At 31.6% G+C, this 23,797-nt stretch carries 23 protein-coding genes and 1 tRNA gene; 12 read left to right on the top strand and 12 right to left on the bottom strand.

The features are described 5' to 3' along the window. Positions 1–37: 37 nt before the first annotated feature. Together ACOSP6_RS05605 and ACOSP6_RS05600 are read right to left on the bottom strand one after the other, a co-directional pair. On the bottom strand, positions 38–631 hold the full coding sequence (locus ACOSP6_RS05605; protein ID WP_422094938.1) for a hypothetical protein: 594 nt from the start codon (positions 629–631) through the stop codon (positions 38–40). A 30-nt stretch (positions 632–661) separates the two neighbouring features. Then, on the bottom strand, positions 662–1,573 hold the full coding sequence (locus ACOSP6_RS05600; RefSeq protein ID WP_422094939.1) for an OmpA family protein: 912 nt from the start codon (positions 1,571–1,573) through the stop codon (positions 662–664). A gap of 247 nt (positions 1,574–1,820) precedes the next feature. On the opposite strand from ACOSP6_RS05600, the gene ACOSP6_RS05595 reads away from it, so the two are divergent. Further along, positions 1,821–2,204, top strand: a complete 384-nt coding sequence (locus ACOSP6_RS05595) for an ankyrin repeat domain-containing protein (protein ID WP_422094940.1) — start codon at positions 1,821–1,823, stop codon at positions 2,202–2,204. A 91-nt stretch (positions 2,205–2,295) separates the two neighbouring features. On the opposite strand, the gene ACOSP6_RS05590 is transcribed toward ACOSP6_RS05595, so the two are convergent. Together ACOSP6_RS05590 and ACOSP6_RS05585 are read right to left on the bottom strand one after the other, a co-directional pair. Beyond that, positions 2,296–2,871 (bottom strand): 50S ribosomal protein L25/general stress protein Ctc, encoded by a 576-nt coding sequence (locus ACOSP6_RS05590; RefSeq protein WP_422094941.1) that lies wholly within the window; start codon positions 2,869–2,871, stop codon positions 2,296–2,298. Positions 2,872–2,888: 17 nt separating this feature from the next. Beyond that, a complete protein-coding gene (locus tag ACOSP6_RS05585; RefSeq protein WP_422094942.1) occupies positions 2,889–3,830 on the bottom strand; it encodes a ribose-phosphate pyrophosphokinase in 942 nt (313 codons plus the stop codon). A 109-nt stretch (positions 3,831–3,939) separates the two neighbouring features. Between ACOSP6_RS05585 and ACOSP6_RS05580 the strand changes: the two genes are divergently transcribed. From ACOSP6_RS05580 to ACOSP6_RS05570, 3 genes are all read left to right on the top strand, one after another. Further along, positions 3,940–4,023 (top strand) — tRNA-Leu (locus ACOSP6_RS05580). A 65-nt stretch (positions 4,024–4,088) separates the two neighbouring features. Further along, complete coding sequence (gene uvrC / locus ACOSP6_RS05575; RefSeq protein WP_422094943.1) at positions 4,089–5,882, top strand: excinuclease ABC subunit UvrC; 1,794 nt, start codon at positions 4,089–4,091, stop codon at positions 5,880–5,882. Positions 5,883–5,886: 4 nt separating this feature from the next. After that, positions 5,887–8,100, top strand: coding sequence for a patatin-like phospholipase family protein (locus tag ACOSP6_RS05570; protein WP_422094944.1), 2,214 nt, complete (start codon positions 5,887–5,889; stop codon positions 8,098–8,100). Positions 8,101–8,163: 63 nt separating this feature from the next. Here the strand turns inward: ACOSP6_RS05570 and ACOSP6_RS05565 are convergent, their stop codons facing one another. Then, positions 8,164–9,702 (bottom strand): Rne/Rng family ribonuclease, encoded by a 1,539-nt coding sequence (locus ACOSP6_RS05565; protein WP_422094945.1) that lies wholly within the window; start codon positions 9,700–9,702, stop codon positions 8,164–8,166. A 290-nt stretch (positions 9,703–9,992) separates the two neighbouring features. Next, positions 9,993–10,283, bottom strand: a complete 291-nt coding sequence (locus ACOSP6_RS05560) for an HU family DNA-binding protein (RefSeq protein ID WP_100926201.1) — start codon at positions 10,281–10,283, stop codon at positions 9,993–9,995. 134 nt (positions 10,284–10,417) lie between these two features. Between ACOSP6_RS05560 and mutY the strand changes: the two genes are divergently transcribed. From mutY to ACOSP6_RS05535, 5 genes are read left to right on the top strand one after another with little or no spacing between them, the layout of a single operon-like run. Further along, complete coding sequence (gene mutY / locus ACOSP6_RS05555) at positions 10,418–11,461, top strand: A/G-specific adenine glycosylase (RefSeq protein WP_422094946.1); 1,044 nt, start codon at positions 10,418–10,420, stop codon at positions 11,459–11,461. A gap of 38 nt (positions 11,462–11,499) precedes the next feature. Beyond that, the gene (locus ACOSP6_RS05550) at positions 11,500–11,928 is read left to right on the top strand and encodes a single-stranded DNA-binding protein (RefSeq protein ID WP_422094947.1); all 429 of its coding nucleotides are present in this window, start codon (positions 11,500–11,502) and stop codon (positions 11,926–11,928) included. Positions 11,929–11,947: 19 nt separating this feature from the next. Next, positions 11,948–13,276, top strand: coding sequence for a gliding motility-associated protein GldE (gldE, locus tag ACOSP6_RS05545; RefSeq protein WP_422094948.1), 1,329 nt, complete (start codon positions 11,948–11,950; stop codon positions 13,274–13,276). Continuing rightward, positions 13,269–13,820 (top strand): gliding motility lipoprotein GldD, encoded by a 552-nt coding sequence (gene gldD / locus ACOSP6_RS05540; protein ID WP_422094949.1) that lies wholly within the window; start codon positions 13,269–13,271, stop codon positions 13,818–13,820. The genes gldE and gldD overlap by 8 nt, the downstream gene beginning before the upstream one ends. A 13-nt stretch (positions 13,821–13,833) precedes the next feature. After that, positions 13,834–14,628 (top strand): hypothetical protein, encoded by a 795-nt coding sequence (locus ACOSP6_RS05535; RefSeq protein WP_422094950.1) that lies wholly within the window; start codon positions 13,834–13,836, stop codon positions 14,626–14,628. Here ACOSP6_RS05535 and ACOSP6_RS05530 read toward each other — a convergent pair. Continuing rightward, positions 14,620–15,645 (bottom strand): COX15/CtaA family protein, encoded by a 1,026-nt coding sequence (locus ACOSP6_RS05530; RefSeq protein ID WP_422094951.1) that lies wholly within the window; start codon positions 15,643–15,645, stop codon positions 14,620–14,622. The two genes, ACOSP6_RS05535 and ACOSP6_RS05530, sit on opposite strands and share 9 nt — an antisense overlap. 86 nt (positions 15,646–15,731) lie before the next feature. Next, entirely contained in the window at positions 15,732–16,286 is a 555-nt protein-coding gene (locus ACOSP6_RS05525; protein WP_422094952.1) for a cation transporter, read from the bottom strand. A 90-nt stretch (positions 16,287–16,376) separates the two neighbouring features. On the opposite strand from ACOSP6_RS05525, the gene ACOSP6_RS05520 reads away from it, so the two are divergent. After that, on the top strand, positions 16,377–17,249 hold the full coding sequence (locus ACOSP6_RS05520) for a DMT family transporter (protein ID WP_422094953.1): 873 nt from the start codon (positions 16,377–16,379) through the stop codon (positions 17,247–17,249). 52 nt (positions 17,250–17,301) lie between these two features. Here the strand turns inward: ACOSP6_RS05520 and ACOSP6_RS05515 are convergent, their stop codons facing one another. Further along, positions 17,302–19,350 (bottom strand): M16 family metallopeptidase, encoded by a 2,049-nt coding sequence (locus tag ACOSP6_RS05515; protein WP_422094954.1) that lies wholly within the window; start codon positions 19,348–19,350, stop codon positions 17,302–17,304. A 32-nt stretch (positions 19,351–19,382) separates the two neighbouring features. Next, a complete protein-coding gene (locus ACOSP6_RS05510) occupies positions 19,383–20,696 on the bottom strand; it encodes a M16 family metallopeptidase (RefSeq protein WP_422094955.1) in 1,314 nt (437 codons plus the stop codon). Positions 20,697–20,927: 231 nt separating this feature from the next. Between ACOSP6_RS05510 and rplU the strand changes: the two genes are divergently transcribed. Both rplU and rpmA read left to right on the top strand, forming a co-directional pair. Then, positions 20,928–21,440 carry a 50S ribosomal protein L21 gene (gene rplU / locus ACOSP6_RS05505; protein ID WP_422094956.1) on the top strand — a complete coding sequence of 171 codons (513 nt, stop codon included), beginning with the start codon at positions 20,928–20,930 and terminating at the stop codon, positions 21,438–21,440. 24 nt (positions 21,441–21,464) lie between these two features. Then, the gene (gene rpmA, locus ACOSP6_RS05500; RefSeq protein WP_132791640.1) at positions 21,465–21,725 is read left to right on the top strand and encodes a 50S ribosomal protein L27; all 261 of its coding nucleotides are present in this window, start codon (positions 21,465–21,467) and stop codon (positions 21,723–21,725) included. 187 nt (positions 21,726–21,912) lie between these two features. Here rpmA and ACOSP6_RS05495 read toward each other — a convergent pair whose 3' ends face one another. Together ACOSP6_RS05495 and ACOSP6_RS05490 are read right to left on the bottom strand one after the other, a co-directional pair. Next, positions 21,913–22,569, bottom strand: a complete 657-nt coding sequence (locus tag ACOSP6_RS05495) for an HD domain-containing protein (protein ID WP_422094957.1) — start codon at positions 22,567–22,569, stop codon at positions 21,913–21,915. A 58-nt stretch (positions 22,570–22,627) separates the two neighbouring features. Beyond that, positions 22,628–23,638 carry an aspartate-semialdehyde dehydrogenase gene (locus ACOSP6_RS05490; protein ID WP_422094958.1) on the bottom strand — a complete coding sequence of 337 codons (1,011 nt, stop codon included), beginning with the start codon at positions 23,636–23,638 and terminating at the stop codon, positions 22,628–22,630. Between the last annotated feature and the right edge of the window lie 159 nt (positions 23,639–23,797).

Here is a 23,797-nt window from a genome sequence, read left to right as displayed (position 1 = left end):
TTTTTGTGTTTATGATTAGTTAAGAATTTTGCGATTATCAGGCTTTTCCGCCATCTAAATCGTCTTGCCATTTTTTCAATTTTTCCCATTTACCTTCTGCGGCAAGTTTCGCTTGTTTTGGCCATGTGTTAGGTTTGTGCATTCTATATCTGTCACCACCACTGTTTAATACTTCCTGGCATTTTTTAACAGAGGTTTCTCCAAGTGCTTTCCAGGTTTTAATTCCGAAATTATGGAATAAACCTTCAATTTTAGGTCCGATTCCTTCCACAACTTTTAAGTCGTCTTGTTTAATTTTTTTACCGAAAGCTGCTTTTGCGGCGGCTGCGTCAAAAGGAGTAGTTGTATCTGTTTCCACAGAAGTAGTTAGTGAACTAACTGTGGCAGAGCTGGTATCTATATTTTTTGAAGCTTCTCTGGCTAATTTTAAGTCAGAAGCTAAGCCTAATTTACTTTTCTGACAAGCATCTAATTCTGCCTCTAAAGAAGTTATTTTGTTTTGTAAAGCAATTAGTTCTGTGTTATTAGAATTCTTATTTTCTTCGGAAGTATTTTTTAAGTGTCTTCCTAATAAATAGCCTAGAAATGCTGATATCAGCCCGACTAAAATTGGTATGATAATACACGCCATAATATGTTATTTTGGTTATTTGATAGTTAGTTATTTAATAGTTATTACTGTTCTTCGGTTTTTGGCTTTCCCTTCCTTTGTAGTATTGTCTGCAATAGGTTCATTTTGACCTTGGGATAATGCTGTAATTTTATCGGCAGGAATTCCGTTGTTAACTAAATATTCTTTAGCAAAATCGGCTCTTTGTTGACCAATAGTAAGATTAGCATCAGAATCTCCTGAATTATCTGTATGACCTGTAATAATACAAGTTGCACCATCTACTTTATCCAAGTATTTAGCGATATCTGCTATTTCTTGTCGTTGTTCAGCTGTTAAATTTACTTGTGTTTCACCAGTTTTAAAATAAAGTACAAGTGGATGCTCTTTAATAAAATTACCGAGCTTTTCAAGTTCTTCAGAATTGTCTTTAAATTCCAAAATTGCAAAGTCGATGGGTCCATAAAATACTTTTAAAGAATCTGGAATCATTGTTTCTTTTAATTCTCCGAAAGTGTTCATTATTTTAGATGGGATACCTTTAGAACTTAAATAGTTCTTTACAGAAATAGCTCTTGCAAAACCTAGATTAGGATAAGCCGATTGGTTTTCTTCACTCTTTGTATAAAATCCAGTAATCGACAATGCTTTATCATTATTACCTATGAGGTGGGTTTTTAACTTTTCAATTTCCAGATCTAAGTTCGAGGTAACGGGACTAAGAAATTTGTATGCAGAGCTTTCAAAATTAAAGTTGTCTTTTGTAGATAATGAGAAATCTGCAGAGTTATCTTTTACAGAAAACGGATAATGTGTGGGAGGTTTTTGTTTTTGGGTTTCAGATACTACTGTTGTTGATTGATTTTCTATGGATTCATCAGGGCAACATAATTTATAACTGAAGTAAGTTCCGACTAAAATGGTAAGGAATATACCCAAAAGCAATAGGAGTCTTTTAGTCATGTTTTTTGATTTATGTTATTGATTGTTAAATTATTAAATTTTTTTTAAAGATTTAACAATCTGATTTCTAAACTGATATAATTTTAAATGTTTTTATTGGTTTTGTTTTGTAAAGTGTTGGTTTTCAGAATTGTTAAGAAAAATTTAAAAATGTTATTGTTACGTTAAACAGCTGGTTTTAGTGAAACAATTTTAAAATGGTGGCGTCTTTTAAGCAAATAACCTTTTTAACTTAAATTTTTAGAACATGAAAAAAATCATTTTAACCATCGCTTTATTTTTAGGAGCTTTCACTACAACTGTAAACGCAACAGAAACTCCAAAACCAGAAAAAATTACTGTAACTGAGTATACTGAAGTTTCACCTTTTTGTACATTAATTAGAGAAGGAAACTATGAGGCTGTTAAAGCTTTAATTAAAAGTGGAGAAAACGTAAACCAAAAATCAACAGGATTAACGCCATTAATGTTTGCTGCGCGTTATAACAGAGCAGACATTGCAAAATTATTAATAGCTAATGGAGCTAAATTAAAAACAAAATCTAAAAGAGGATTTACTGCTTTAAAATGGGCTAAGTTAGCGAAGGCTAATGAAACAGTAGCTGTATTAAAGCAAGCAATGGAAAGTTAAAATGCACATATATTATTGTGTAAATTGATTGAATTAAAAAAGACCTACAATTTTGTAGGTCTTTCTTTTTATCTTGGAAAAATAGTATTTTCTATCCTTCAGCTTCTGCAGCAGCTTTAGCAGCGTTACGAGACATACGAACTTGAGCAACCACAGTGTTATCTGGATGTAAGAAAGTATAGTTATCGTTTGCTAATTCAGTAACATAAAGTTTGTTGCCAATTTCTAATTCTGTGATGTCAGCTTCAATAAAATCAGGCAAGTTTGCTGGTAAAGCTTTCACTTTTAATTTACGCATGTTGTGACGTAAAGCACCACCAATCATAACCCCTTTAGAGTTACCAACTAATCTTACAGGAATTTCCATAGTTACCGCTTTATCCTCGAATAATTGATAAAAGTCGATGTGTAAGATTCTGTCAGTTACTGGGTGAAACTGGATGTCTTGTAAAACAGCCGCATAAGTTTGACCGTCAACTTCAATCGAAGCAGTATATACGTTTGGAGTATACACTAAGCTCTTGAACGCTTTTTCATCAGCTGAAAAGTGTACTGGCTTGTCTCCTCCGTATAATACGCAAGGAACCTGTCCAGCATTACGTAAGGCTTTAGTCGCTGACTTACCTACGCTTTCTCTTTGAGATCCATTAATCGTAATCGATTGCATTATTTATATATTTAAAATTACATTAAAAATTGATCGCTAATAGATGTATTCGTTTGAACTTTACGCATCACATCAGCGAATAAGGGCGCGCAAGATACAACTTTTATTTTAGAAATTTGCTTTTTCAAAGGAATTGTATCTGAGACAATTAACTCGGTTAATTTTGAGTTTTCTATTTTCTCATAAGCATTGCCAGAAAGTATTGGGTGTGTACAAATCGCTCGTACCGATTTCGCTCCTCTGTCTACCATTAAATCTGCAGCTCTCGTAAGAGTTCCTCCGGTGTCAATCATATCATCTACCAAAATTACATTCTTGCCTTCTACTTCACCAATAAGCTCCATATGGTCGATAACATTCGCTTTTTTACGTTGCTTATAACAAATAACAACTTCACTAGCCAGGTATTTTGAATAGGCATAAGCTCTTTTTGAACCTCCCATATCTGGAGAAGCGATTGTTAAATTATCTAATTGTAAACTTTCGATGTACGACATAAAAATTGTTGAAGCATATAAATGATCAACTGGTTTTTCAAAGAAACCTTGAATTTGATCAGCATGTAAATCCATAGTCATGATTCTTGTAGCACCAGCTGCTTGTAAAAGATTTGCAACTAATTTTGCTCCAATAGCAACTCTAGGTTTGTCTTTTCTATCTTGTCTTGCCCAACCAAAATAAGGCATTACAGCAGTAATATGACGTGCAGAAGCTCTTTTAGCAGCATCTAACATCAATAACATTTCCATTAAATTATCGGCACTAGGGAAAGTAGAGCCAATAATAAAAACTCGTCTACCTCTTACTGATTCTTCAAATGCAGGTTGAAATTCACCATCGCTAAAATGCGTAGTTTTTACATTTCCTAATTCAGCATTAAATTCCTTTGCTATTTTTTGAGCAAGCTCAGTGCTTTGAGAACATGCAAAAAGCTTTGGTGATAATTGTGTCGTTGACATCTCAGAATAATTTTTAGTATGTGTTGTTGTTTGGCAAAAGTAAAATTATTTTAAAGAGTATTAAAACGTTTTTATTTTAAATTGTTAGATTTGCACTTCCATAATTTTTGCCAAAGTGGTGGAATTGGTAGACACGTCGGATTCAAAATCCGATGCTCATTAGAGCGTGTGGGTTCGAGTCCCACCTTTGGTACTATTTCTTCAAGTAATTTTTTTGAAAACGACTGATGCAATTTGAAAAAATTGTAATTTCGTTCTATGCCAACATCTTTAGAACTTCAAGTAAAAACATTGCCCAATTCTCCTGGGGTTTATCAATATTTCGATAAAGATGATGTTATAATTTATGTAGGTAAAGCAAAGAATTTAAAGAAAAGAGTTTCTTCATATTTTACTAAGAATCATGAATATGGTAAAACAAGAGTACTCGTAAAAAAGATTGTTCGTATTGAACATATAGTTGTTAATACTGAGACAGATGCATTGCTGCTTGAGAACAATCTCATCAAAAAATATAAACCTAGGTATAATGTTTTATTAAAGGATGATAAGTCATATCCATGGATTTGTATTAAAAAAGAACGCTTTCCGAGAGTGTTTTTAACCAGAAGAGTTATTAAGGATGGTTCTGAATATTATGGCCCATATACTAGTGTAAAAACAGTTCATAATCTGCTTGATTTAATAAAACAACTTTATCCATTAAGAACTTGTAATTACGACTTAAGTGAAACAAAAATAAACGATGGCAAGTATAAAGTTTGTTTAGAATATCATTTAAAGAATTGTAAAGGTCCTTGTGAAGCTTATCAAGATGAAAAAGCTTACATGGAGAATATCACAAAAATTCGAAGTATTATTAAAGGAAACTTTAAAGATAGTCTTGAAAGTTTACATAATATAATGATGGAATATGCCGAAGCAATGAATTTTGAAGAGGCCCAGCTAATAAAAGAAAAGCTTGTTTCTCTGCAAAACTATCAAGCTAAGTCGACAATCGTAAATCCATCTATTAATAATGTTGATGTTTTTTCAATAACTTCTGATGAAACGCATGGTTATGCCAACTTCTTTAAAATAATGAACGGTGCAATTATTCAATCATATACCACTGAGATTAAAAAGAAATTGGACGAATCAGATAAGGAATTACTAGAGCTTTTTATTGTAGAAACTCGCCAACGTTTTAACTCTTTATCCAGAGAAATTTATGTGCCTTTTAAAGTAAATTTAGGTGATGAAATTAAAGTAACAGTTCCAAAATTGGGAGATAAAAAAAGGATTGTTGATTTATCACTAAGAAATGCAAAATACTATCGTCAAGAGCAATTCAAACAAATAAAAATAGTGGATCCAGATCGTCATGTGAAAAGAATCATGGCGCAAATGAAAAAAGATTTACGTTTAAAAGAAGAGCCTGTTCATATTGAGTGTTTTGATAATTCGAATATTCAAGGAACAAATCCTGTTGCAGCTTGTGTCGTGTTTAAAGATGGAAAACCAAGTAAAAAAGATTACAGACATTTTAATATTAAAACTGTCGAAGGTCCAGATGATTTTGCTTCAATGGAAGAAGTAGTATATAGACGATATAAAAGATTACTTCAAGAAGATAAACCATTACCTCAGTTGATTGTAATTGATGGAGGAAAAGGACAGTTATCTTCTGCATTAAAAAGTTTAGATGTTTTAGGGTTAAGAGGAAAAATTGCCATTATTGGAATTGCCAAAAGACTTGAAGAGATTTATTACCCTGGTGATAGCGTTCCGTTATATCTTGATAAGAAATCTGAAACATTAAAAATTATTCAACATCTTAGAAATGAGGCGCACCGATTTGGAATAACATTTCATAGAAATAAGCGCAGTAAAAGTGCAATTCAATCTGAATTAGAACAGATTCCAGATGTAGGTAAACAAACCATAACAAATTTGTTACGTAAATTTAAATCAGCTAAAAGAGTAAAAAATGCTACATTAGATGAGTTAATTGAAGTGGTTGGCAATGCAAGAGCTCAAAAAATTTACAAATATTTCCATGACAAAGAATAGCGGTATGAAAAGTAAGCTAACGTTATTGTTGCTAATCTTTTTTTTATATAGCTACTCGCAAGAGCGACCAAAAGTTGGTTTAGTATTAAGTGGCGGTGGGGCAAAAGGATTTGCTCATATAGGCGTTCTTAAAGAGCTTGAAAAAGCCAATGTAAAGATTGATTATATAGGGGGAACAAGTATGGGGGCTATTATCGGAGGAATGTATGCTTCTGGTTACTCAGCTGATCAAATTGAAAAACTTATTAGAGAAATTGATTTTTTATCTGTAATTCAGGATAATGTTCCAAGAGAAGAAACGCCTTATTTTGAAAAAGTGTTTTTAGGAAAAACTGCTGTTACTCTTCCAGTCAAGAATGGAAGTATAGGCTTGCCTTTAGGACTATCAAAAGGTCAAAATGTATTAAATCTTTTGACGGAAATATTATCGCCAGTAGATGAGATTTCGGATTTTTCAAAACTCCCTATTCCATTTTTTTGTGTTGGTACAGATATAGAAACGGGTCAAGAAGTGATTTTGGAGAATGGGTCATTGCCACTAGCATTAAGAGCAAGTGCGTCTTTTCCTACGTTATTAAATCCAGTTGAGGTAAAAGGAAGATTAATTGTTGATGGAGGAGTAGCAAATAATTTTCCTGTCGATAGAATGAAGGAAAAGGGTGTAGATATTATTATTGGAGTTAATGTGCAAGGAACACTTTTAAAACGAGATGAATTAACTTCAGTAGCATCACTATTGAGTCAGATTGTGAATTTTCAAATGTATCGCAAATCAGACGAACAAATAGAAAAGTTAGACATTCATATTCATCCAGATATTAATGAATACACAGTAGTTTCTTTTGATGATAAAGAGGCTATTTTGAAAGAAGGAAATAGAAAAGCAAAGCAATTTCGAAGTGTTTTTCTGGAGATAGCAAAGAAACAAGGTGTTCAAAATAATCAGAAACAAACAATTAATAGTAAACCCAGAAATAAGCGATTTTTAATTGACAGAATTATTTTAAAAGGGAATAAAAATTATACCCAAGATTATGTTTTAGGTAAGTTGAGGTTGAAAGAAGGAGATTCTGTTTCCTATAATGAAATTTCAAAAAAAATTAACGCATTAACGGCTACCAAAAATTTTCAAAGAGTAGATTATAGCCTTGAGAAGTCTTTTGAAGGAAAAAAAATAAATATTACTGTAAAAGAGAATGACATCAAGACTTTTTTAAGTTTTGGTCTTCATTATGACAATTTATATAAAACAGGGGTTTTGCTAAATTATAATCACAAAAAGATGTTTTTCAAAAATGATGAACTTTCTTTTGATGTGGTGATTGGTGATAAAATTAGATATGATATAGAGTATTTAATCGATAATGGTTATTTATTGAGCTTTGGAATAGCTTCGAGATATAACTCTTTTAATTCTGGAGTGCTATTTAACGAGAACAATTTGAATAAGATTAATGTTTCTTATCGAGACTTTACAAACAAAGCTTATTTTCAAACAACATTTAGTAAGAAAACAGCTTTTGGAGCTGGAATTGAGTTGAAAACCTTAAGAGTTTCATCAGATACATTCCTTACTAATGGAGAGGAAACATTGTTTGATGAAAGTGTATATTTCAATCCTTTTGCATTTTTACATGTAGATACTCATGATAAAAATGCCTTGCCAACTAAAGGGTTTTCAATCAGCACAAAGTTTAGGTGGTTTTTACTGTCGAACAGAAATGAGAGCTTAAGTAATTTTGCTCCTGGAAGTATTGGTTTCAATCAATATTCTCAAATAGATGGTAGATTAAGCTTCGCAAAAACGTTTTATAATCGATTAACATTTCAATTTATATCTGAGGCAGGTTTCACGTTGGGTGAGGAGGATTCTGAAATATTTGACTATCGTTTAGGAGGATATAACCAAAATTATATTAACAATTTTATTCCTTTTTATGGTTATGAAATTTCTTCTTTAAGCGATCAATCTTTTCTAAAGTCTGAGTTTCATTTTCGTTATAAATTATTTGAAAATCATCATTTAGGTGTCTTAGCGAATTACGCAAGAGTTGGTAAAAATGTTTTGAACAGAGGAGAATTGTTAAACGAAACGAAATCTGGATATGCAGTAGGGTATAGTTTAGAAACCTTATTAGGTCCTATTGAACTTAAATACGCTTGGTCTCCAGATCACAACGACCGCTTCTGGTTGTTCAACTTAGGTTTCTGGTTTTAAATAAAAAAATCCTGCTAGTAATGAAACGAGCAGGATTTAATTTCTTAATAAGAAAATGCCTTGTTATTTATTCTTTTTTCTATAAGAAAAATGATATTGTAAATACTGATAAGCATCTCTAGGTATAATTTTAATCCATCTTTTGTGTTGAAGTAACCATTTAAAGCGAATAGATAATAAATTCTTGGTAAGGTATGCTGCAATAAATGGATGAACATTTAATGTAATATCAACATAGTCTACATCGCTATTTAAAATACGGTCTAATTCAGCTTCAATCTCATCAATTAATACAATTGGAGCTTCAACTTCACCATTTTTATTAGGATTCGGTTCACGAGTTTTTATTTCGAGTTCAGGTCTAACTCTTTGACGTGTAATTTGTACTAACCCAAACTTACTTGGAGGTAGTATCTTGTGTTTAGTTCTGTCTAAAGACATGGCTTCTTTTAAGTGTTGATATAACTTTTGCCTATTCTCGGCAGTTTTCATATCTATAAAATCAACTACTATAATACCACCCATGTCTCTTAATTGTAATTGTCGTGCAATTTCTGTTGCAGCAATTAAATTAACTTCTAACGCTGTTTCTTCTTGGTTTTTTGCTTTATTGGATCTGTTACCACTATTTACATCTATAACATGTAAAGCTTCTGTGTGTTCGATAACCAAATAAGCTCCTTTACTCATAGATACGGTTCTTCCGAAAGAAGTTTTAATTTGTCTTTCAATACCGTATTTTTCAAAAATTGGAACGTTAGATCTATGGAGCTTAACTATATTTTCTTTCTCAGGATATATCTTTTGCAAGTACTCCTTGATTTCTATTTTTAAACTCTCATCATTAGTTATAATATTAGTAAAAGAATCGTTCATAACATCTCTTAAAATTGAAGATGCTCTATCTAACTCACTCAACACTTTCGTAGGAGTGTTGGAATTTGCAATTCTTTTGCATAATGTTTTCCAACGGTCTAGCGAGTTTTGTAAGTCCTTATCTAATTCAGCTACTCGTTTTCCTTCAGCAACTGTTCGTAAGATAAGTCCAAAACCTTTCGGCTTAATACTTTTTGCTAATTTCTTTAAGCGTTCTTTTTCTTTATTATCGGTTATTTTCTGTGAAACCGATACTCTGTTTGAAAAAGGAACTAAAACTAAAAATCTACCGGCGATAGAAAGCTCTGAGCTTATTCTAGGGCCTTTAGTAGAAATAGGTTCTTTTACGATTTGAACTAATAAATTTTGACCTGATTTTAGTACGTCGTTAATACCTCCGTTTTTATCGATATCTTCTTCTGAACGGAAGTTTTTTAATGTGAACTCTTTAAATTTACCTGTGCTTACTTTCTTTATAAATTTACTTAATGACAGTACTTGTGGTCCTAAATCATGATAATGTAAGAAACCATCTTTTGGATATCCAACATTTACAAAAGCGGCGTTTAATCCAGTCATTACTTTCCCAATTTTGGCCAGGAATATATCTCCAACTGAAAATTTATTGTCGCTTGTTTCTTTGTTTAATTCAACAAGTCTACCATCTCTTAATAAGGCAAAATCAATATCAGAAGAATTGGAACGAATTATTAATTCTGTTTTCATCTGAATAATTTTTGTGTTTACATTAGTGTATAATATAAACGGATTAAGATTTTGTAAGCAGGTATTTTAAAATACCAATGAGGTATTATAACCTCAATTTCAAAGAACTTTGTGCTTCTTTAAGCAAGCGAAAAAAGTAAGTAGAAACTACTTACTTTTTCTTGTGACGATTTGCTCTTGCTCTTTTCTTTCTTTTGTGTGTAGAGATTTTAGCTCTCTTTCTTTTTTTACCACTTGGCATAGTTAATAATGTTTTATAGACTCTTTTAAAAAGAGTGAGTTAATATTGTTTACTTAACAGCAACTTTAGCTTTTACACCTTCTGTAAATGTTTTAGCTGGTTTAAAAGCTGGAATGTTGTGAGCAGGGATTTTGATAGTTGTATTCTTAGAAATGTTTCTACCAGTTTTTTCAGCTCTTGTCTTAATAATAAAACTTCCGAAACCTCTTAAATATACATTATCTCCACTTTCTAATGAATCTTTAACTTCAGTCATGAATGCCTCAACAGTAGCTAATACATCAGCTTTCTCTATTCCTGTTTTGTCTGAAATTTTCGATACGATATCTGCTTTTGTCATTATATATATATTTTATATGTGAATTTTGTTTTTACGAGCGTGCAAATATATGATAATTAATCAATTCGTAAAATAATTGTTCTTAAAAAAAGTATAAATTAATTGCTGTATTTTCGAAAACCTAAATTTAAGAAATGTTTTTTTATAAAACTCTGATAAACTGGTATTTAAAAAATAATCGAGATTTACCTTGGCGAAAAACTAAAAACCCATACGAAATTTGGCTTAGCGAAATTATGTTACAACAAACTCGAGTGGCGCAAGGTTTGCCTTATTTTTTAAAGTTTACCGAGGCATTTCCTACGGTTTCGGACTTAGCAAATGCCGAAGAAAGTGAGGTTTTAAAACTATGGCAAGGATTAGGGTATTACTCTCGTGCTCGTAATTTACATTTTACAGCAAAATATGTTGCCAATGAGCTAAATGGAGTTTTTCCAAATTCATATAAAGAGTTACTCAAATTAAAAGGAATTGGTGATTATACAGCATCGGCAATTGCTTCTATTTGTTTTGATGAAGCGGCGGCTGTAGTAGACGGAAATGTATATCGAGTATTAGCACGTTTTTTTGGTATTGATAAACCGATTAATTCAACAGAAGGAATTAAAGAGTTCAAAGCGCTAGCGCAATCTATAATTCAAGAAGAGCAACCAGGCAGATATAATCAGGCAATTATGGATTTTGGTGCGTTGCATTGTAAGCCTCAAAATCCACTTTGTAATGAATGTCCACTAGCAAGTAATTGTGTTGCGTTTGAGAAGGACATTGTTAGCGAACTTCCTGTGAAGCTTAAAAAACTGAAGGTAAAGAAGCGCTATTTTAATTATGTGGTAATTATCACAAATGATGACAAAACCATCTTTACCGAACGAACCGGAAAAGGAATTTGGCAAGGCTTATATCAATTTCCTTTAGTTGAAACACAGAAAAGTGTTTCTGTAAAAGAGTTAATTACTAATGATGATTTTTTAAAGTTGATTCCAAATGATGCCGAAATATCACTTTTCAACAAAGAAGAAATTATCCACAAATTATCGCACCAGCATTTGTTCACAAAGTTTTGGATTATAAAAGTAAATACCATTAACGAGGATTTAATCGATTGGAGAACTATTGAGCAATTTCCAACATCAGTATTAATCAGCAATTTTTTAAAAGATTATACAAAAACGAAATAAGTTAATTTGTATATTTGGAATTACACAACAATTAAAATATGTCAGGAACAATCAATAAAGTAATTTTAATAGGTCATTTAGGTGATGAGGTTAAAATGCATTATTTCGAAGGAGGAAATTCAATAGGAAGATTTCCTTTAGCTACGAATGAGACATATACCAATCGTCAAACTGGTGAAAGAGTATCTAATACCGATTGGCATAATATTGTTGTAAGAAACAAGCTCGCTGAAATTTGTGAAAAGTATTTGACAAAAGGAGATAAAGTTTATTTGGAAGGAAGAATCAAAAATCGCCAGTATGAAGTAGATGGACAGAAAAGATATTCTACTGAAATTCAGGTTCAGGAAATGACATTTCTTTCAACAAAGAAAGAACTTAATGCTCCTTCTAATATGAATCAGTCTCAACCGATTCAAAACACAAATCCTCCTGTTTCTAATGAAGAGGATGATTTACCATTTTAGTTTAATTAAAATTTAAAATTTGGATCCAGAACCCTATTTTTTATTCATAACTAACGCTACATTTATAACAACATCTAGTTTAATTGCTCTATTTATTCTATTAATATGCTCTGCTTTAGTTTCAGGAACAGAAGTAGCTTTTTTCTCGCTTTCTCAAACTGATTTAGATGAGCTAAATGAAGAAACAAAAGGGAAAAGCATTGTTGTTAAACTATTGGAAAAACCTAAAAAACTCCTAGGTACAATATTGGTAACCAACAACTTTATTAATATTCTAATTGTATTAATTTTTGCTTCTTTAGAAGATTATATGTTCGGAGGTTTAAATTTTTCATTAGAGTTAGGTTTCATTGCTATTCCAGCTTCAGTGGTTAAAGTTTTTATTCAAGTAGGATTAGTTACGTTTTTAATTTTGCTTTTTGGAGAAGTGCTGCCAAAAGTTTATGCAAGCAGGAAATCATTATTATTTGCCAATTTTATGGCAAAACCAATATATGTTTTAAATACTATTTTAACTCCTTTAAGTTCGCCTTTAATAGGTCTTACAAATAGTATAGAAAGTAGATTAGGTAACAAAAACAATAATCTTTCTGTCGAAAAATTATCGCAAGCTCTAGAGTTAACTTCAGAAGATTCAACAACTAAAGATGAGCAAAAAATACTTGAAGGAATCGTAACCTTTGGAAACACCGAAACAGTGCAAATCATGAAACCCAGAACTGATGTTTGTGCGATTTCGGATGATAAACCTTATGAAGAGGTTTTGAAAATTATCCTCGATAATGGATATTCGAGAAACCCTGTATATCATGAAAATATCGACAATATTGTTGGTGTTTTATATGCGAAGGATTTATTAGCACATCTTAACAAGAAAACTTTTAATTGGCAAAATTTATTGAGGGAACCGTTTTTTGTTCCAGAAAATAAAAAGTTAGATGATTTGTTGAAGGAATTTCAAGATAAGAAAAACCACCTAGCAATTGTAGTTGATGAGTATGGAGGAACAAGTGGAATTGTGACACTTGAAGATGTTATTGAAGAAATTGTAGGAGATATTAATGACGAGTTTGATAACGACGACTTAAGCTATTCAAAAATAGATGAGAACAACTTTGTTTTCGAAGGAAAAATTACCGTGAGAGATTTATGTAGGGTATTAGATGAAGACGAAGCGGTGTTTGAAGATGAAAAAGGAGAGAGCGAAACCTTAGCAGGTTTTATATTGGAGGTTTCGGGTAAATTTCCAAGAAGAGCAGAGAAAATATATTTTAAAAATTACGTTTTTACTATAGAAGCTCTTGATAGAAAAAGAATTAAACAGGTAAAAGTTACGAGAAATGTATAGGTATATTTTGATGTTGTTGATATTGGTTATTGTAAGTTGTGGTGGTGAAGTAATACCAAAGCCAAAAGCATATCTTAGTTTACAATACCCTCAAAAAGAATATAAGAAGATAACTGAGAAAAGACCTTACACTTTTGAAATTCCGGCATCAACAAAAATTGAAAAACTTCCTAAAAACTGGTTGAAAATTAGATACCCAAAATTGAGAGCGTCAGTTGATATAACTTACAGACCCATTCAAGATAATTTAAAAGAGTTGTTAATGGAAGCTGATAAATTGGTGTTTGAACATACCATTAAAGCTGATAATATTTCTTCGAGAGATTATTCAAATGATGAAAAAAAGGTTTACGGAAAGTTATATGATATCTCCGGCAATGCAGCATCACAGGTTCAGTTTCATGTTACCGATAGTGTAAAGCATTTTTTAAAAGCATCTTTGTTTTTCTATTCAAAACCAAATTATGATAGCGTGCTTCCCGCTGTAGATTATATCAAACAAGATATGATTAAGATGATGGAATCCTTGGAGTGGAAGGAGTAATTTTAAAAGAGATATGAATGTTTTTAAAATTGCACTTCATTTAATTTTATTCCTTTTTTTAACGGTATTAACCCAAATAGGAGGTTTTATCTATCTAGCTGTAATTTTAGCCCTTAGAAAAAGAACTAGAAAGATAAGACTCATTTATTTTTCTGTTACTTATTTAGCGTTTACCTGTTTTGTAATTCCTGTGGTTTCTCCATTTTTTGGAAGAGAAAAAATTTCCAATTCGGAAAACCTTCAACCTAGATCTTTTTTCTACACACTTACCAATAGAAACTATGTTGTTCCGAAGATGAATGAAATTTTACAATCTGTGGCGCAGGATTTTGAAAAGAGAAATACCGGTATAAAATTGATTTATTTGGATGCAAATTTTCCTTTTTTTAATGGTTTTCCGTTGCTGCCACATTTAAGTCATAATGATGGAAAAAAAATCGACTTGGCTTTAATTTATGAGGATGGAAATGGTAAATTAACGAACAGAAAACCTTCCGTAAGTGGTTATGGTGTGTATGAAAATCCAATTGCTCATGAGTACAATCAAATTAGTATTTGTAAACGAAAAGGATATTGGCAATATGATTTTCCAAAATACCTGACTCTTGGTCGAATTAATCGAGATTTACAGTTTTCGAATAAAGCAACCAAAGAGCTCATCAATATACTTTTAAAGCACAAGGAAGTAGAAAAAATATTTATTGAACCTCATTTAAAAAGTAGAATGAGATTAAGCAATTCAAAAATTCGATTTCATGGTTGTCAAGCTGTAAGGCATGATGATCATATTCATCTACAATTACGCTAAACGTCTCACTTTTCTACTTTGTAGCCATAGGTAAAACTGTAATCCAAATAGAATAGCGCCAGCTAATAAATGCACTGCTTGAGTTCCAATTGGAATTTCTGCATAGTACATTAAAATTCCGGTAATGGTTTCTAAAAAGATTAAGAAAACAATCCAATTTACCAGTTTATAACCTAGATTTTTTACTTGATTTAAATAAAACATCCCAGCGTTTACCAAAATAATTGCTATGGTAAAAGACCTGTGGAAATAAAACTTAAAACTAGGGTTCATTAAACTGTATTGTTTGTTTTCAAATCCAAATTGTTTTACTTGTTCATCAATAAATTGACGAACCTGTGTTCCCATCGCAATCTGAATTAAAGAGAAAACAACTGATACTATCAGTAGTCGATTGAACAAAGTATCGAATTTATAAGTGTTGTTTTTTTCGGTAACAATAAAACGTAGATATAAAAGTAAAGCAACAATAACTAAACCAATTACCATGTGAATGGTGATGATGGTTGGTTTCAAATTAGTGTCTACAACTGTTTTACCTAACCATGCTTCAAACAGCATTAAAAAGAACGCAGCAAACGAAATAATTGTAATTGTTTTGTTTTCTTTTCGAAATTGCAAAGCACCATACAGTAGAAATAGAAAAACAAAACCTGCTACGACAGATACTAAGCGATTTATGTATTCGGTCCAAGTGTGATATTTGTTAAACTTAGCGTAATCATGCTTTGTATATTTTTCCCAATTTGCAATATTGAAGTCAGAAGAAGTTGTTAAATCTTTTTGAGCCACATAAAGAACTTCGTCTTTTACTATAATCATTCCTTCTTTAAACTCTTTGTTAGGTTCCCAAGTAATTTGCTCTTCTGAAGTAGGAGGAATATAATATCCAAAACATTTCGGCCAATCAGGACAACCCATTCCAGAGCCAGTCATACGAACGATGGCTCCAGCTAAAAAAATTAAGTAAACAGAGATTAAGGTAATTTTTACAACTCGAGGAAAGTGTTTTTTCATCAAAAAAATGTTTTTGCAAAGATAAGTTAAAAGCATAAAAAAAGCGCCCTACAATCTAGGACGCTTTTCTTTAAAATAAATTTAAATTATGCTTTTTTTGCAGCACAATTTTCTTTTTTGCAATCTTCCACACAAGCTAGTTTGTTAGCTGTATCCTTACAGCAGTCTTCTTTACTGTCAGAACAATTTTTAGCTTCTTTTGCAGTACAGCATTCTTTTTTACAATCTTCCGCACAAGCTTTTTTATCAGCTTTAGTGCAGCATGCCATTTTACAGTCACTAGCACATGCCATTTTTCCAGACTCGCTAGCCTTATAGGTATGACCATCACCAACTCCTTCTACGAAAGCAATTAAGCTGGCTTTGTCGATTTTTTCTGCATCATATTTTATAGTTGCTAAACTATCAGCAAAAACAACTTTAGCCTCTAAAACACCTTCTTTCTTAGCAAGTTTAGATTCTATTGTTTTAGCACATCCTATTTCACAAGACATACCTGATACGTTTAAAGAAAGCATCTCTGCTTTAGCAACGGTAGTTTCTTTATTTTCTTTCGTCTCCTCCTTTTTTGCTTCAGATTTACAGCTAGTAACGATAGAAGCCATTAAGAATAAGACGATTACTGATTTGAATAATTTCATTATAAACATCTATTAAATTATTACGCAAATTTATCAAAAAAAGATTCTAATGTATTTAAAATAGACGAATTTTACGTTTTAAACGACGAGATGAATAAAAATCAATTTAAGTGGGTAGTTTTAGTAATGCTGTCCTTAATATGGGGAAGTTCTTTTATCTTAATGAAAAAAGCATTGTTAGGTTTAACTCCACTTCAAGTAGGAGCTTTGCGAATTTTAATTACGGCTTCTTTCTTGTTAATAATTGGTTTTAAAAGTTTGAAAAAGATTAAGAAGGAACAATGGAAATATGTTTTTCTTAGTGCACTTTTAGGAACTCTTTTTCCTTCTTTTTTGTATGCCTTTGCTATCGATAAAATTGACAGCTCAATTGCTTCTATACTGAATTCACTAACTCCGTTTAATACACTTATTGTTGGAACTTTAGTCTTTGGTTTCTTATTTCAAAAAAAACAAATTATAGGAATTTTGGTAGGTTTAATAGGAACACTAATTTTAATTTTAAAAGGAGCAGATTTAAATCCGAATCAAAATTATTGGTTCGCATTATTGCCTATAGCTTCTTCTATAGGTTATGCTTTTAATGTGAATATTATAAAAAAACACTTACAAGATTTAGACGCAATTGCAATTACAACTGGTAATTTTATTTTAATTATAATTCCAGCATTATTGATTTTAACTTTTACAGGGTTTTTTAGTTCTTTTGAATTAACTGAAACGACAAAACCGGCATTGCTTTATATTACTATTTTAGCTTTGGTAGGAACAGGATTTGCTAAAATTATGTTTAATAAGTTAATTCAAATTTCCTCTCCAATTTTTTCTTCTTCAGTAACATATTTAATTCCGATTGTAGCTGTAATTTGGGGAATTTTAGATGGCGAAAAACTGAGTGTGATTCAATTAGCCGCAGGGGTAATTATTTTGGTTGGTGTGTATTTGGTAAATAAGAATAAATAAAAAAGAGCCGAAATAATATTCCGACTCTTTTTAATATTGATATTAACTTTGATTACTGAAAATCTGCATCAGTAACTCCTTCGTTAATTTTAATTTCTTTAACCTCAAAATTCAAGTCCATTGGTCCTTGTTTTACAACAGTCTTGTGTGGAAATTTGATTCCATTAACTTCTTTGTAATCACTAAAAGTTGTAGGAACTTTCATTTCTCCTTGTGGTCCTTTTGCTGTTCTTAATGTTTTGATCTTTAATCCCGATTTCATATCATAAAAAATCTCGGTATCATTATACTTAATAACATATGCATTATTACCATCAACAGGTTCAATTCTATCAAGTTTTCCAGCTTTATAAACTTCGTCTTGGAAAGGATATTTTTTAGCTTTAGCTTCCTCTAAGTCTTTTCCTTCTAAATCTTTTCTTCTTCCTTGCGCTTCGGCATAACCTTTAGTTCCATCAAAAATTTGCTTACTAAAAGTTTGTCCCATTCCAGAAATCACTACAGAAGCTTTATTTGGAGCTGCTGTTTTACTCGTTAATGTAATTTCAATTCCTTGAACTTTAGCGTTAGAAACAGTCATTACTGTTTTTACCGCAGCAACTTTATCTTTACCGCCAATAGCTTCAAAATACTTGTCAACAACTGTGCTTGCAGTAACTCCTGCAGGAATCGGTAAACTCATTTTTGGTTTAGTAGTAGCGTTTCCTTTTTTATCGAAATACTTAATAGCATAATCAGAAGTTTTCTCTAAATTTTTAAGAACCTCAATTCCTTTACCAGTAATAAAAATTCTGGCCTTATCTCCTTTAAAATATTTGATAGCTGCATTTTGAACATCATCTAAAGTAACTGCATTAATGTTTTCTAAATATTTCTCATAGAAATCATTAGGTAAGTTATAACGAGCAATATTTAATGCGAAATTTGCTACAGTTCTAGGTTTTTGAACATCCATTACGAAATCTCCAACATACTTAGCTTTTGCATTTTTTAATTCCTCTTCAGAAACTTTTTGATAACGAATTTTGTTGATTTCCTTTTGTAATTCAACCATTGCGCTATCTGTAACCATATTACGAACACTAGCAGTAGCTCTAAAAGTTCCTGCATATCTACTTTGGCTTAATCTAGAGTAAGAACCGTATGTGTATCCTTTATCTTCTCTTAAGTTCATAAATAAACGAGCAGTACCACCACCACCTAAAATGTTGTTTGCTAATAAAGCAGCATAATAATCGTTATCTCCTAAAGTTAAATCAATATTATTTACAACGGCAATTTCAGATTGAACTGCGTTTGGCATATCAATAAAGTTGATTTCTGTCGTTTCTGGATTAGTAGTCTTAGGCATTGTATAATCAGGAATAGCTCCTTTTTTCCAATCACCAAATAATTTTGTAACTAATTTTTTAATTTCCTTAGGATTAATATCACCAACAACTACTAAATAAGCGTTGTTCGGTTTGTAGTAAGTGTTATAGTTATTCTTTACATCCTCTAAAGTGATGTTTTTTACAGACTCTGGAGTAGTGTATTCACCAAAAGGATGGTTTTTTCCATAAGTTAAGTAATCTTCAACTCTACGAGCGATAGCTGTAACATTCTTTTCGTTGTTTTTTAAACCTTCTAAAGTTCTTTCAACTTCTTTGTCGAACTCCTCTTTAGAAAAAACAGAATTCTTTACTCCATCAGCCATTAATCCTAAAATCTCTGGAAAGTATCTCTTTAAAGACGAAGCGAATGCTCCACTTCTAAAGAAGCTTACATTAGCTCCTAGGTAATCGATTTTTTCATTGAAGTCATCTTTAGATATTGATGTTGTACCATTACCTAATAAACTCCCCATCATATTAGATAAACCAGCTTTATCTCCTTCAAAAACAGGTTTGTTATCAATAGTTAAACTTGCAGAAGCTCTAGGTAATTTGTGGTTTTCAACCATAATTACTTGTAAACCATTAGGAAGTTTGAACTTTTCTGGTTTCCCAAGCTTAATTTTTGGTGCAGGTCCAGGTTTCGGTTGTTTGTTTAAATCTCTTTGAGCATTTACAGCAAAAGACATTGCTAAAATTGCTATGAATGATAATATTTTTGTTTTCATGATTGTTGTTTCGTTCTTTTTAGATATTGAAATTATTTCTTCGATTCTGGTAAATATTCCATCACTAATCTCTGATTAGGATTTAAATATTTTCTTGCAACATCTCTAATATCTTCTCTTGTAATAGATCTGAAAATATCAATTTCAGTATTAATCAAATTAGTGTCTCCGTAAAGAACATTATAACGAGCAAGTGAATTTGCAATTCCTTCTAAACTTGCGTTAGAGTTTACGAATCTGTTTTCAAACTGATTCTGTAATTTTTGGAAATCTTTTTCAGAAATTAACTCATTCTGAAGTTTTACAATTTCAGCATCAATTTCTTTAGTTAAATCAGCTAAAGCAACTTTTCCTAATGGCAATGCATATAAAATATAAGTTCCATAGTCTTCTTGACTTAAGTTAATTGCACCAGCTTGTAAAGCCATCTTTTTGTTGTCAACTAACTTCTTATATAATACAGAGCTTCTTCCTGTACTTAAGTATGAAGAAATCATGTCTAAAACTCTAGAATCCTTTGTTTTCATTGAAGGGGTTCTATAGGCTTGCATAATTGCAGGAATTTGAATGTTCGGGTCATAAGCCTTAGCCTCAATTTGTTTTGTAATAGGATCTTCTTTTGGAAAATCTCTAGTTACTTCTTCGCCTCTTGGAATTCTTCCAAAGTATTCTTTAATTAACTTTTTAGCTTCTTTCACATCTATATCACCAGCTACAACTAAAGTTGCGTTGTTAGGTGTGTAGAACTTCTTGTTGAACGCTAAAAATTCTTCCAAAGTGGCTGCATCTAAGTGCTCCATTTTTCCAATAGTAGTTCCTTTATAAGGGTGCTTCTTGAAAATATTTTTCTTTACATTTTCTAAAAAGCGAGAATACGGCTGGTTGTCTACACGTAATCTTTTCTCTTCTTTTACTACTTCATTTTGAGTGTCAACACCGTCTTGTTTAATAATTGGGTGTAATAAACGCTCAGATTCCATCCATAAACCTAATTCTAAGTTGTTTGATGGAAAAATTTCATAATAATAAGTTCTATCATCGGTAGTGTTTGCGTTATTTCTACCTCCATTAGAAGAAACTATTTTAAACCAGTCACCTTTTTTGATGTTTTTAGTTCCTTCAAAAAGTAAATGCTCAAAGAAGTGAGCCATTCCTGTTCTGTTCGGTTGTTCATCTTTAGCACCTACATGATACATTACAGAAGTTACTACTACTGGTGCAGAATTGTCTTTGTGTAAAATAACGTGCATTCCGTTATTTAAATCATATTCTTCAAAAGCTACTTGTTGAGCTTGAGCAGAAAAAAAAGCAGCCACAGCAGTAAGCGTTAATATGGTTTTTTTCATCAGTCTTGATTTGATTATTTAATGATTTTTTGGTTTGACGCACTTAAGTGTTATTTGTTACAGAAATATTACTTAAACACGAAAAAAATTTCTTCAAAAATAAGAATTTAAAAAGGGTTAAATTATTTTATGTTTAAAGTGTTGTTTTACAGTAAAAAAACGTATATTTGCACCCGCATTTTAGTTAAAATGCTGTATATAATTAAAGTATAAAACGCAAAACAAATTAGTATGTACGCAATCGTAGAGATAGCAGGGCAGCAGTTTAAAGTAGCAAAAGACCAAAAAGTTTACGTTCACCGTTTACCAGAAGCAGAAGGTTCTAAAGTAACTTTTGACAAGGTAATGTTAATTGAAGACAAAGGTAATGTAACTGTTGGCGCCCCAGCTATAGAAGGTGCAGGAGTAACTGCAAAGATTTTAGGTCACTTAAAAGGAGACAAAGTAATCGTTTTCAAGAAGAAGAGAAGAAAAGGTTACAAGAAGAAAAATGGTCACCGTCAATACTTAAGTGAAATTCAAATCGAAAGTATTGCTGCTTCAGGTGTAAAGGCTACTAAGAAAGCTGAACCAAAAGCAAAAGCAGAAACTAAGAAAGAAGCACCAGCTAAAGAAGCTAAAGCTGAATCTAAAGATTTAAGTTCAATGACAGTTGCTGAATTAAAAGCTCTAGCTAAAGAAAGAGGTATTACTGGATACACTTCTTTAAAGAAAGCTGAATTAATTGAAGCATTAAGTAAATAATTAACCTTTAAAAAACTATAAAAGATGGCTCATAAGAAAGGTGTCGGTAGTTCGAAAAACGGTCGTGAATCGGAATCGAAACGATTAGGAGTTAAAATTTTTGGAGGACAAGCTGCTATCGCAGGTAACATTATTGTTCGTCAAAGAGGAACACAACATAACCCAGGTGAAAATGTTTATATGGGGAAAGATCATACTTTACACGCTAAAGTTGATGGTATTGTTCAATTCCAAAAGAAAAGAGATAACAAATCATACGTTTCAATAGTTCCTTTCGAGGCTTAAGAAACTAACTGATAGATTATAAAAAAAACGCTCAATATTTACATTGAGCGTTTTTTTGTGTATAAGGGGATTATTAAAAATAGGGTTTCAAATCTATAACAATGTCAGTTTTGACATGTTCATTACAAATAAAGCAACATTTTCGTAACATTTAATTAACATAGGTTAATTATTGTGTTAAAAAAGATTATTTTTTAGAATCCCACTCGTTGAAAAACTGAGTTAAAAATTGTTCCATAAATTGATGTCTTTGCACGGCAATCTCCTTTCCGCTTTTAGTATTCATTTTGTCTTTCAATAATAATAGCTTTTCATAAAAGTGATTTATTGTTGGAGCAGTTGACTTTTTGTATTCTTCTTTAGTCATATTTAAATTAGGCTTTACTTCAGGGTCGTATAAAGCTCTATTTTTAAATCCACCATAATTAAAACATCGAGCTATTCCAATAGCTCCTATGGCATCTAATCGATCTGCGTCCTGAACAATATCAAGTTCGAGTGATTTGAAATTTTGCTTGAAATTCCCTCCTTTAAAAGAAATATTTTCAATGATGTTTTTTACGTGCTCAATACTTTGAGAGTCTACATTATGAGATTTTAAAAATTCAGTAGCGACTTTTGGTCCGATGGTTTCATCTCCATTATGAAATTTGCTATCTGCAATGTCATGAAGTAACGCTCCTAGTGAAACAATAAATAAGTCAGCGCCTTCCTCTTTTTCAGCAATAGTTAAGGAGTTTTTGTAAACTCTTTCTATATGAAAATAGTCATGACCACCTTCAGCATTTTTCAATGTTTCTTTTACGAAGTCAATGGTGTTTTGGATTATTTCTGATTTGTTCATATGCAAAAATAAAAAATCCCGCTTTGCAGCAGGATTTTCAATTTATAAACAAGGTAACTTATATTGATAAGGTAGGACTTTTAATTAAGTTCTTTGAAACTAAATATTCTGCAATTTGAATTGCATTGGTAGCAGCACCTTTTCTCAAGTTATCTGATACAATCCATAGGTTTAATGAATTGGGTTGAGATAAGTCTCTACGAATACGACCAACAAAAACTTCATCTTTACCATGAGCATTTAAAGGCATTGGATATTCGTTGTTTTCAATATTATCTTGAACTACAACTCCTGGAGTTTCCGATAAAAGAGTTCTTACCTCTGATAGTTCGAAATCATTTTCAAATTCAATATTTACAGATTCAGAATGCCCTCCAACCACAGGAATTCTTACAGCAGTAGCTGTAATTCCAATACTCGCATCATTAAGTATTTTATGGGTTTCACGAGTTAATTTAAGTTCTTCTTTTGTATAGCCTGCTTCTTCAAAAACATCACAATGAGGTAAAGCATTTTTATGAATAGGATGAGGATATGCAGTTTCTCCATCGACTCCATTTACTTCGTTTTCCAACTGTTGAACAGCTTTTACACCGGTTCCAGTAATTGATTGGTATGTCGAAATAACCAATCTCTTCATGTTGTATTTTGAATGTAAAGGAGCTAATGCCATAACCATTTGTATGGTAGAACAGTTTGGGTTGGCAATAATTTTATCATTTTCAGTTAATTCATCAGCGTTAATTTCTGGTACAATTAACTTATTATTAGGGTTCATTCTCCAAGCAGATGAATTATCAATTACAGTAGTTCCAACTTCAGCAAACTTCGGTGCCCATTCTAATGAAGTACTTCCTCCAGCCGAAAATAAAGCAATATCTGGTTTTAAATTAACCGCATCTTGTAAACCAATTACTGTATATGTATTTCCGCTAAATTCAATCTGTTTACCTACCGAACGTTCAGAGGCAACTAAATATAATTCGCTAAATTTAAAGTTACGTTCTTTTAATACTTGTAACATTACGTTACCTACCATTCCAGTTGCTCCTACTACAGCTACTCTCATAACAAAATGTGCTTATTTATTCGTTAATATTAAATTATGAGCTACAAATTTCAAGAAAAAAAGTTTTGCAACCACTTAGAAATTAGAAAATTTCACAAAATGTTTAATTTATAACAAATTGTTGTTTTGTAATTAAAAAACTAAAAAACTACCTTTGTC

The sequence above is a fragment of the Tenacibaculum sp. MEBiC06402 genome (assembly GCF_049239625.1).
GTDB lineage: Bacteria > Bacteroidota > Bacteroidia > Flavobacteriales > Flavobacteriaceae > Polaribacter.
This window is presented reverse-complemented; position numbering and strand designations above follow the sequence as displayed.

Bases quoted from the DNA above. Each gene is read 5' to 3' on its own strand.
- ACOSP6_RS05605 (WP_422094938.1), bottom strand. From the start codon at position 631: ATGGCGTGTATTATCATACCAATTTTAGTCGGGCTGATATCAGCATTT.
- ACOSP6_RS05600 (WP_422094939.1), bottom strand. From the start codon at position 1,573: ATGACTAAAAGACTCCTATTGCTTTTGGGTATATTCCTTACCATTTTA.
- ACOSP6_RS05595 (WP_422094940.1), top strand. From the start codon at position 1,821: ATGAAAAAAATCATTTTAACCATCGCTTTATTTTTAGGAGCTTTCACT.
- ACOSP6_RS05590 (WP_422094941.1), bottom strand. From the start codon at position 2,871: ATGCAATCGATTACGATTAATGGATCTCAAAGAGAAAGCGTAGGTAAG.
- ACOSP6_RS05585 (WP_422094942.1), bottom strand. From the start codon at position 3,830: ATGTCAACGACACAATTATCACCAAAGCTTTTTGCATGTTCTCAAAGC.
- uvrC (WP_422094943.1), top strand. From the start codon at position 4,089: ATGCCAACATCTTTAGAACTTCAAGTAAAAACATTGCCCAATTCTCCT.
- ACOSP6_RS05570 (WP_422094944.1), top strand. From the start codon at position 5,887: ATGAAAAGTAAGCTAACGTTATTGTTGCTAATCTTTTTTTTATATAGC.
- ACOSP6_RS05565 (WP_422094945.1), bottom strand. From the start codon at position 9,702: ATGAAAACAGAATTAATAATTCGTTCCAATTCTTCTGATATTGATTTT.
- ACOSP6_RS05560 (WP_100926201.1), bottom strand. From the start codon at position 10,283: ATGACAAAAGCAGATATCGTATCGAAAATTTCAGACAAAACAGGAATA.
- mutY (WP_422094946.1), top strand. From the start codon at position 10,418: ATGTTTTTTTATAAAACTCTGATAAACTGGTATTTAAAAAATAATCGA.
- ACOSP6_RS05550 (WP_422094947.1), top strand. From the start codon at position 11,500: ATGTCAGGAACAATCAATAAAGTAATTTTAATAGGTCATTTAGGTGAT.
- gldD (WP_422094949.1), top strand. From the start codon at position 13,269: ATGTATAGGTATATTTTGATGTTGTTGATATTGGTTATTGTAAGTTGT.
- ACOSP6_RS05535 (WP_422094950.1), top strand. From the start codon at position 13,834: ATGAATGTTTTTAAAATTGCACTTCATTTAATTTTATTCCTTTTTTTA.
- ACOSP6_RS05530 (WP_422094951.1), bottom strand. From the start codon at position 15,645: ATGAAAAAACACTTTCCTCGAGTTGTAAAAATTACCTTAATCTCTGTT.
- ACOSP6_RS05525 (WP_422094952.1), bottom strand. From the start codon at position 16,286: ATGAAATTATTCAAATCAGTAATCGTCTTATTCTTAATGGCTTCTATC.
- ACOSP6_RS05520 (WP_422094953.1), top strand. From the start codon at position 16,377: ATGAATAAAAATCAATTTAAGTGGGTAGTTTTAGTAATGCTGTCCTTA.
- ACOSP6_RS05515 (WP_422094954.1), bottom strand. From the start codon at position 19,350: ATGAAAACAAAAATATTATCATTCATAGCAATTTTAGCAATGTCTTTT.
- ACOSP6_RS05510 (WP_422094955.1), bottom strand. From the start codon at position 20,696: ATGAAAAAAACCATATTAACGCTTACTGCTGTGGCTGCTTTTTTTTCT.
- rplU (WP_422094956.1), top strand. From the start codon at position 20,928: ATGTACGCAATCGTAGAGATAGCAGGGCAGCAGTTTAAAGTAGCAAAA.
- rpmA (WP_132791640.1), top strand. From the start codon at position 21,465: ATGGCTCATAAGAAAGGTGTCGGTAGTTCGAAAAACGGTCGTGAATCG.
- ACOSP6_RS05495 (WP_422094957.1), bottom strand. From the start codon at position 22,569: ATGAACAAATCAGAAATAATCCAAAACACCATTGACTTCGTAAAAGAA.
- ACOSP6_RS05490 (WP_422094958.1), bottom strand. From the start codon at position 23,638: ATGAGAGTAGCTGTAGTAGGAGCAACTGGAATGGTAGGTAACGTAATG.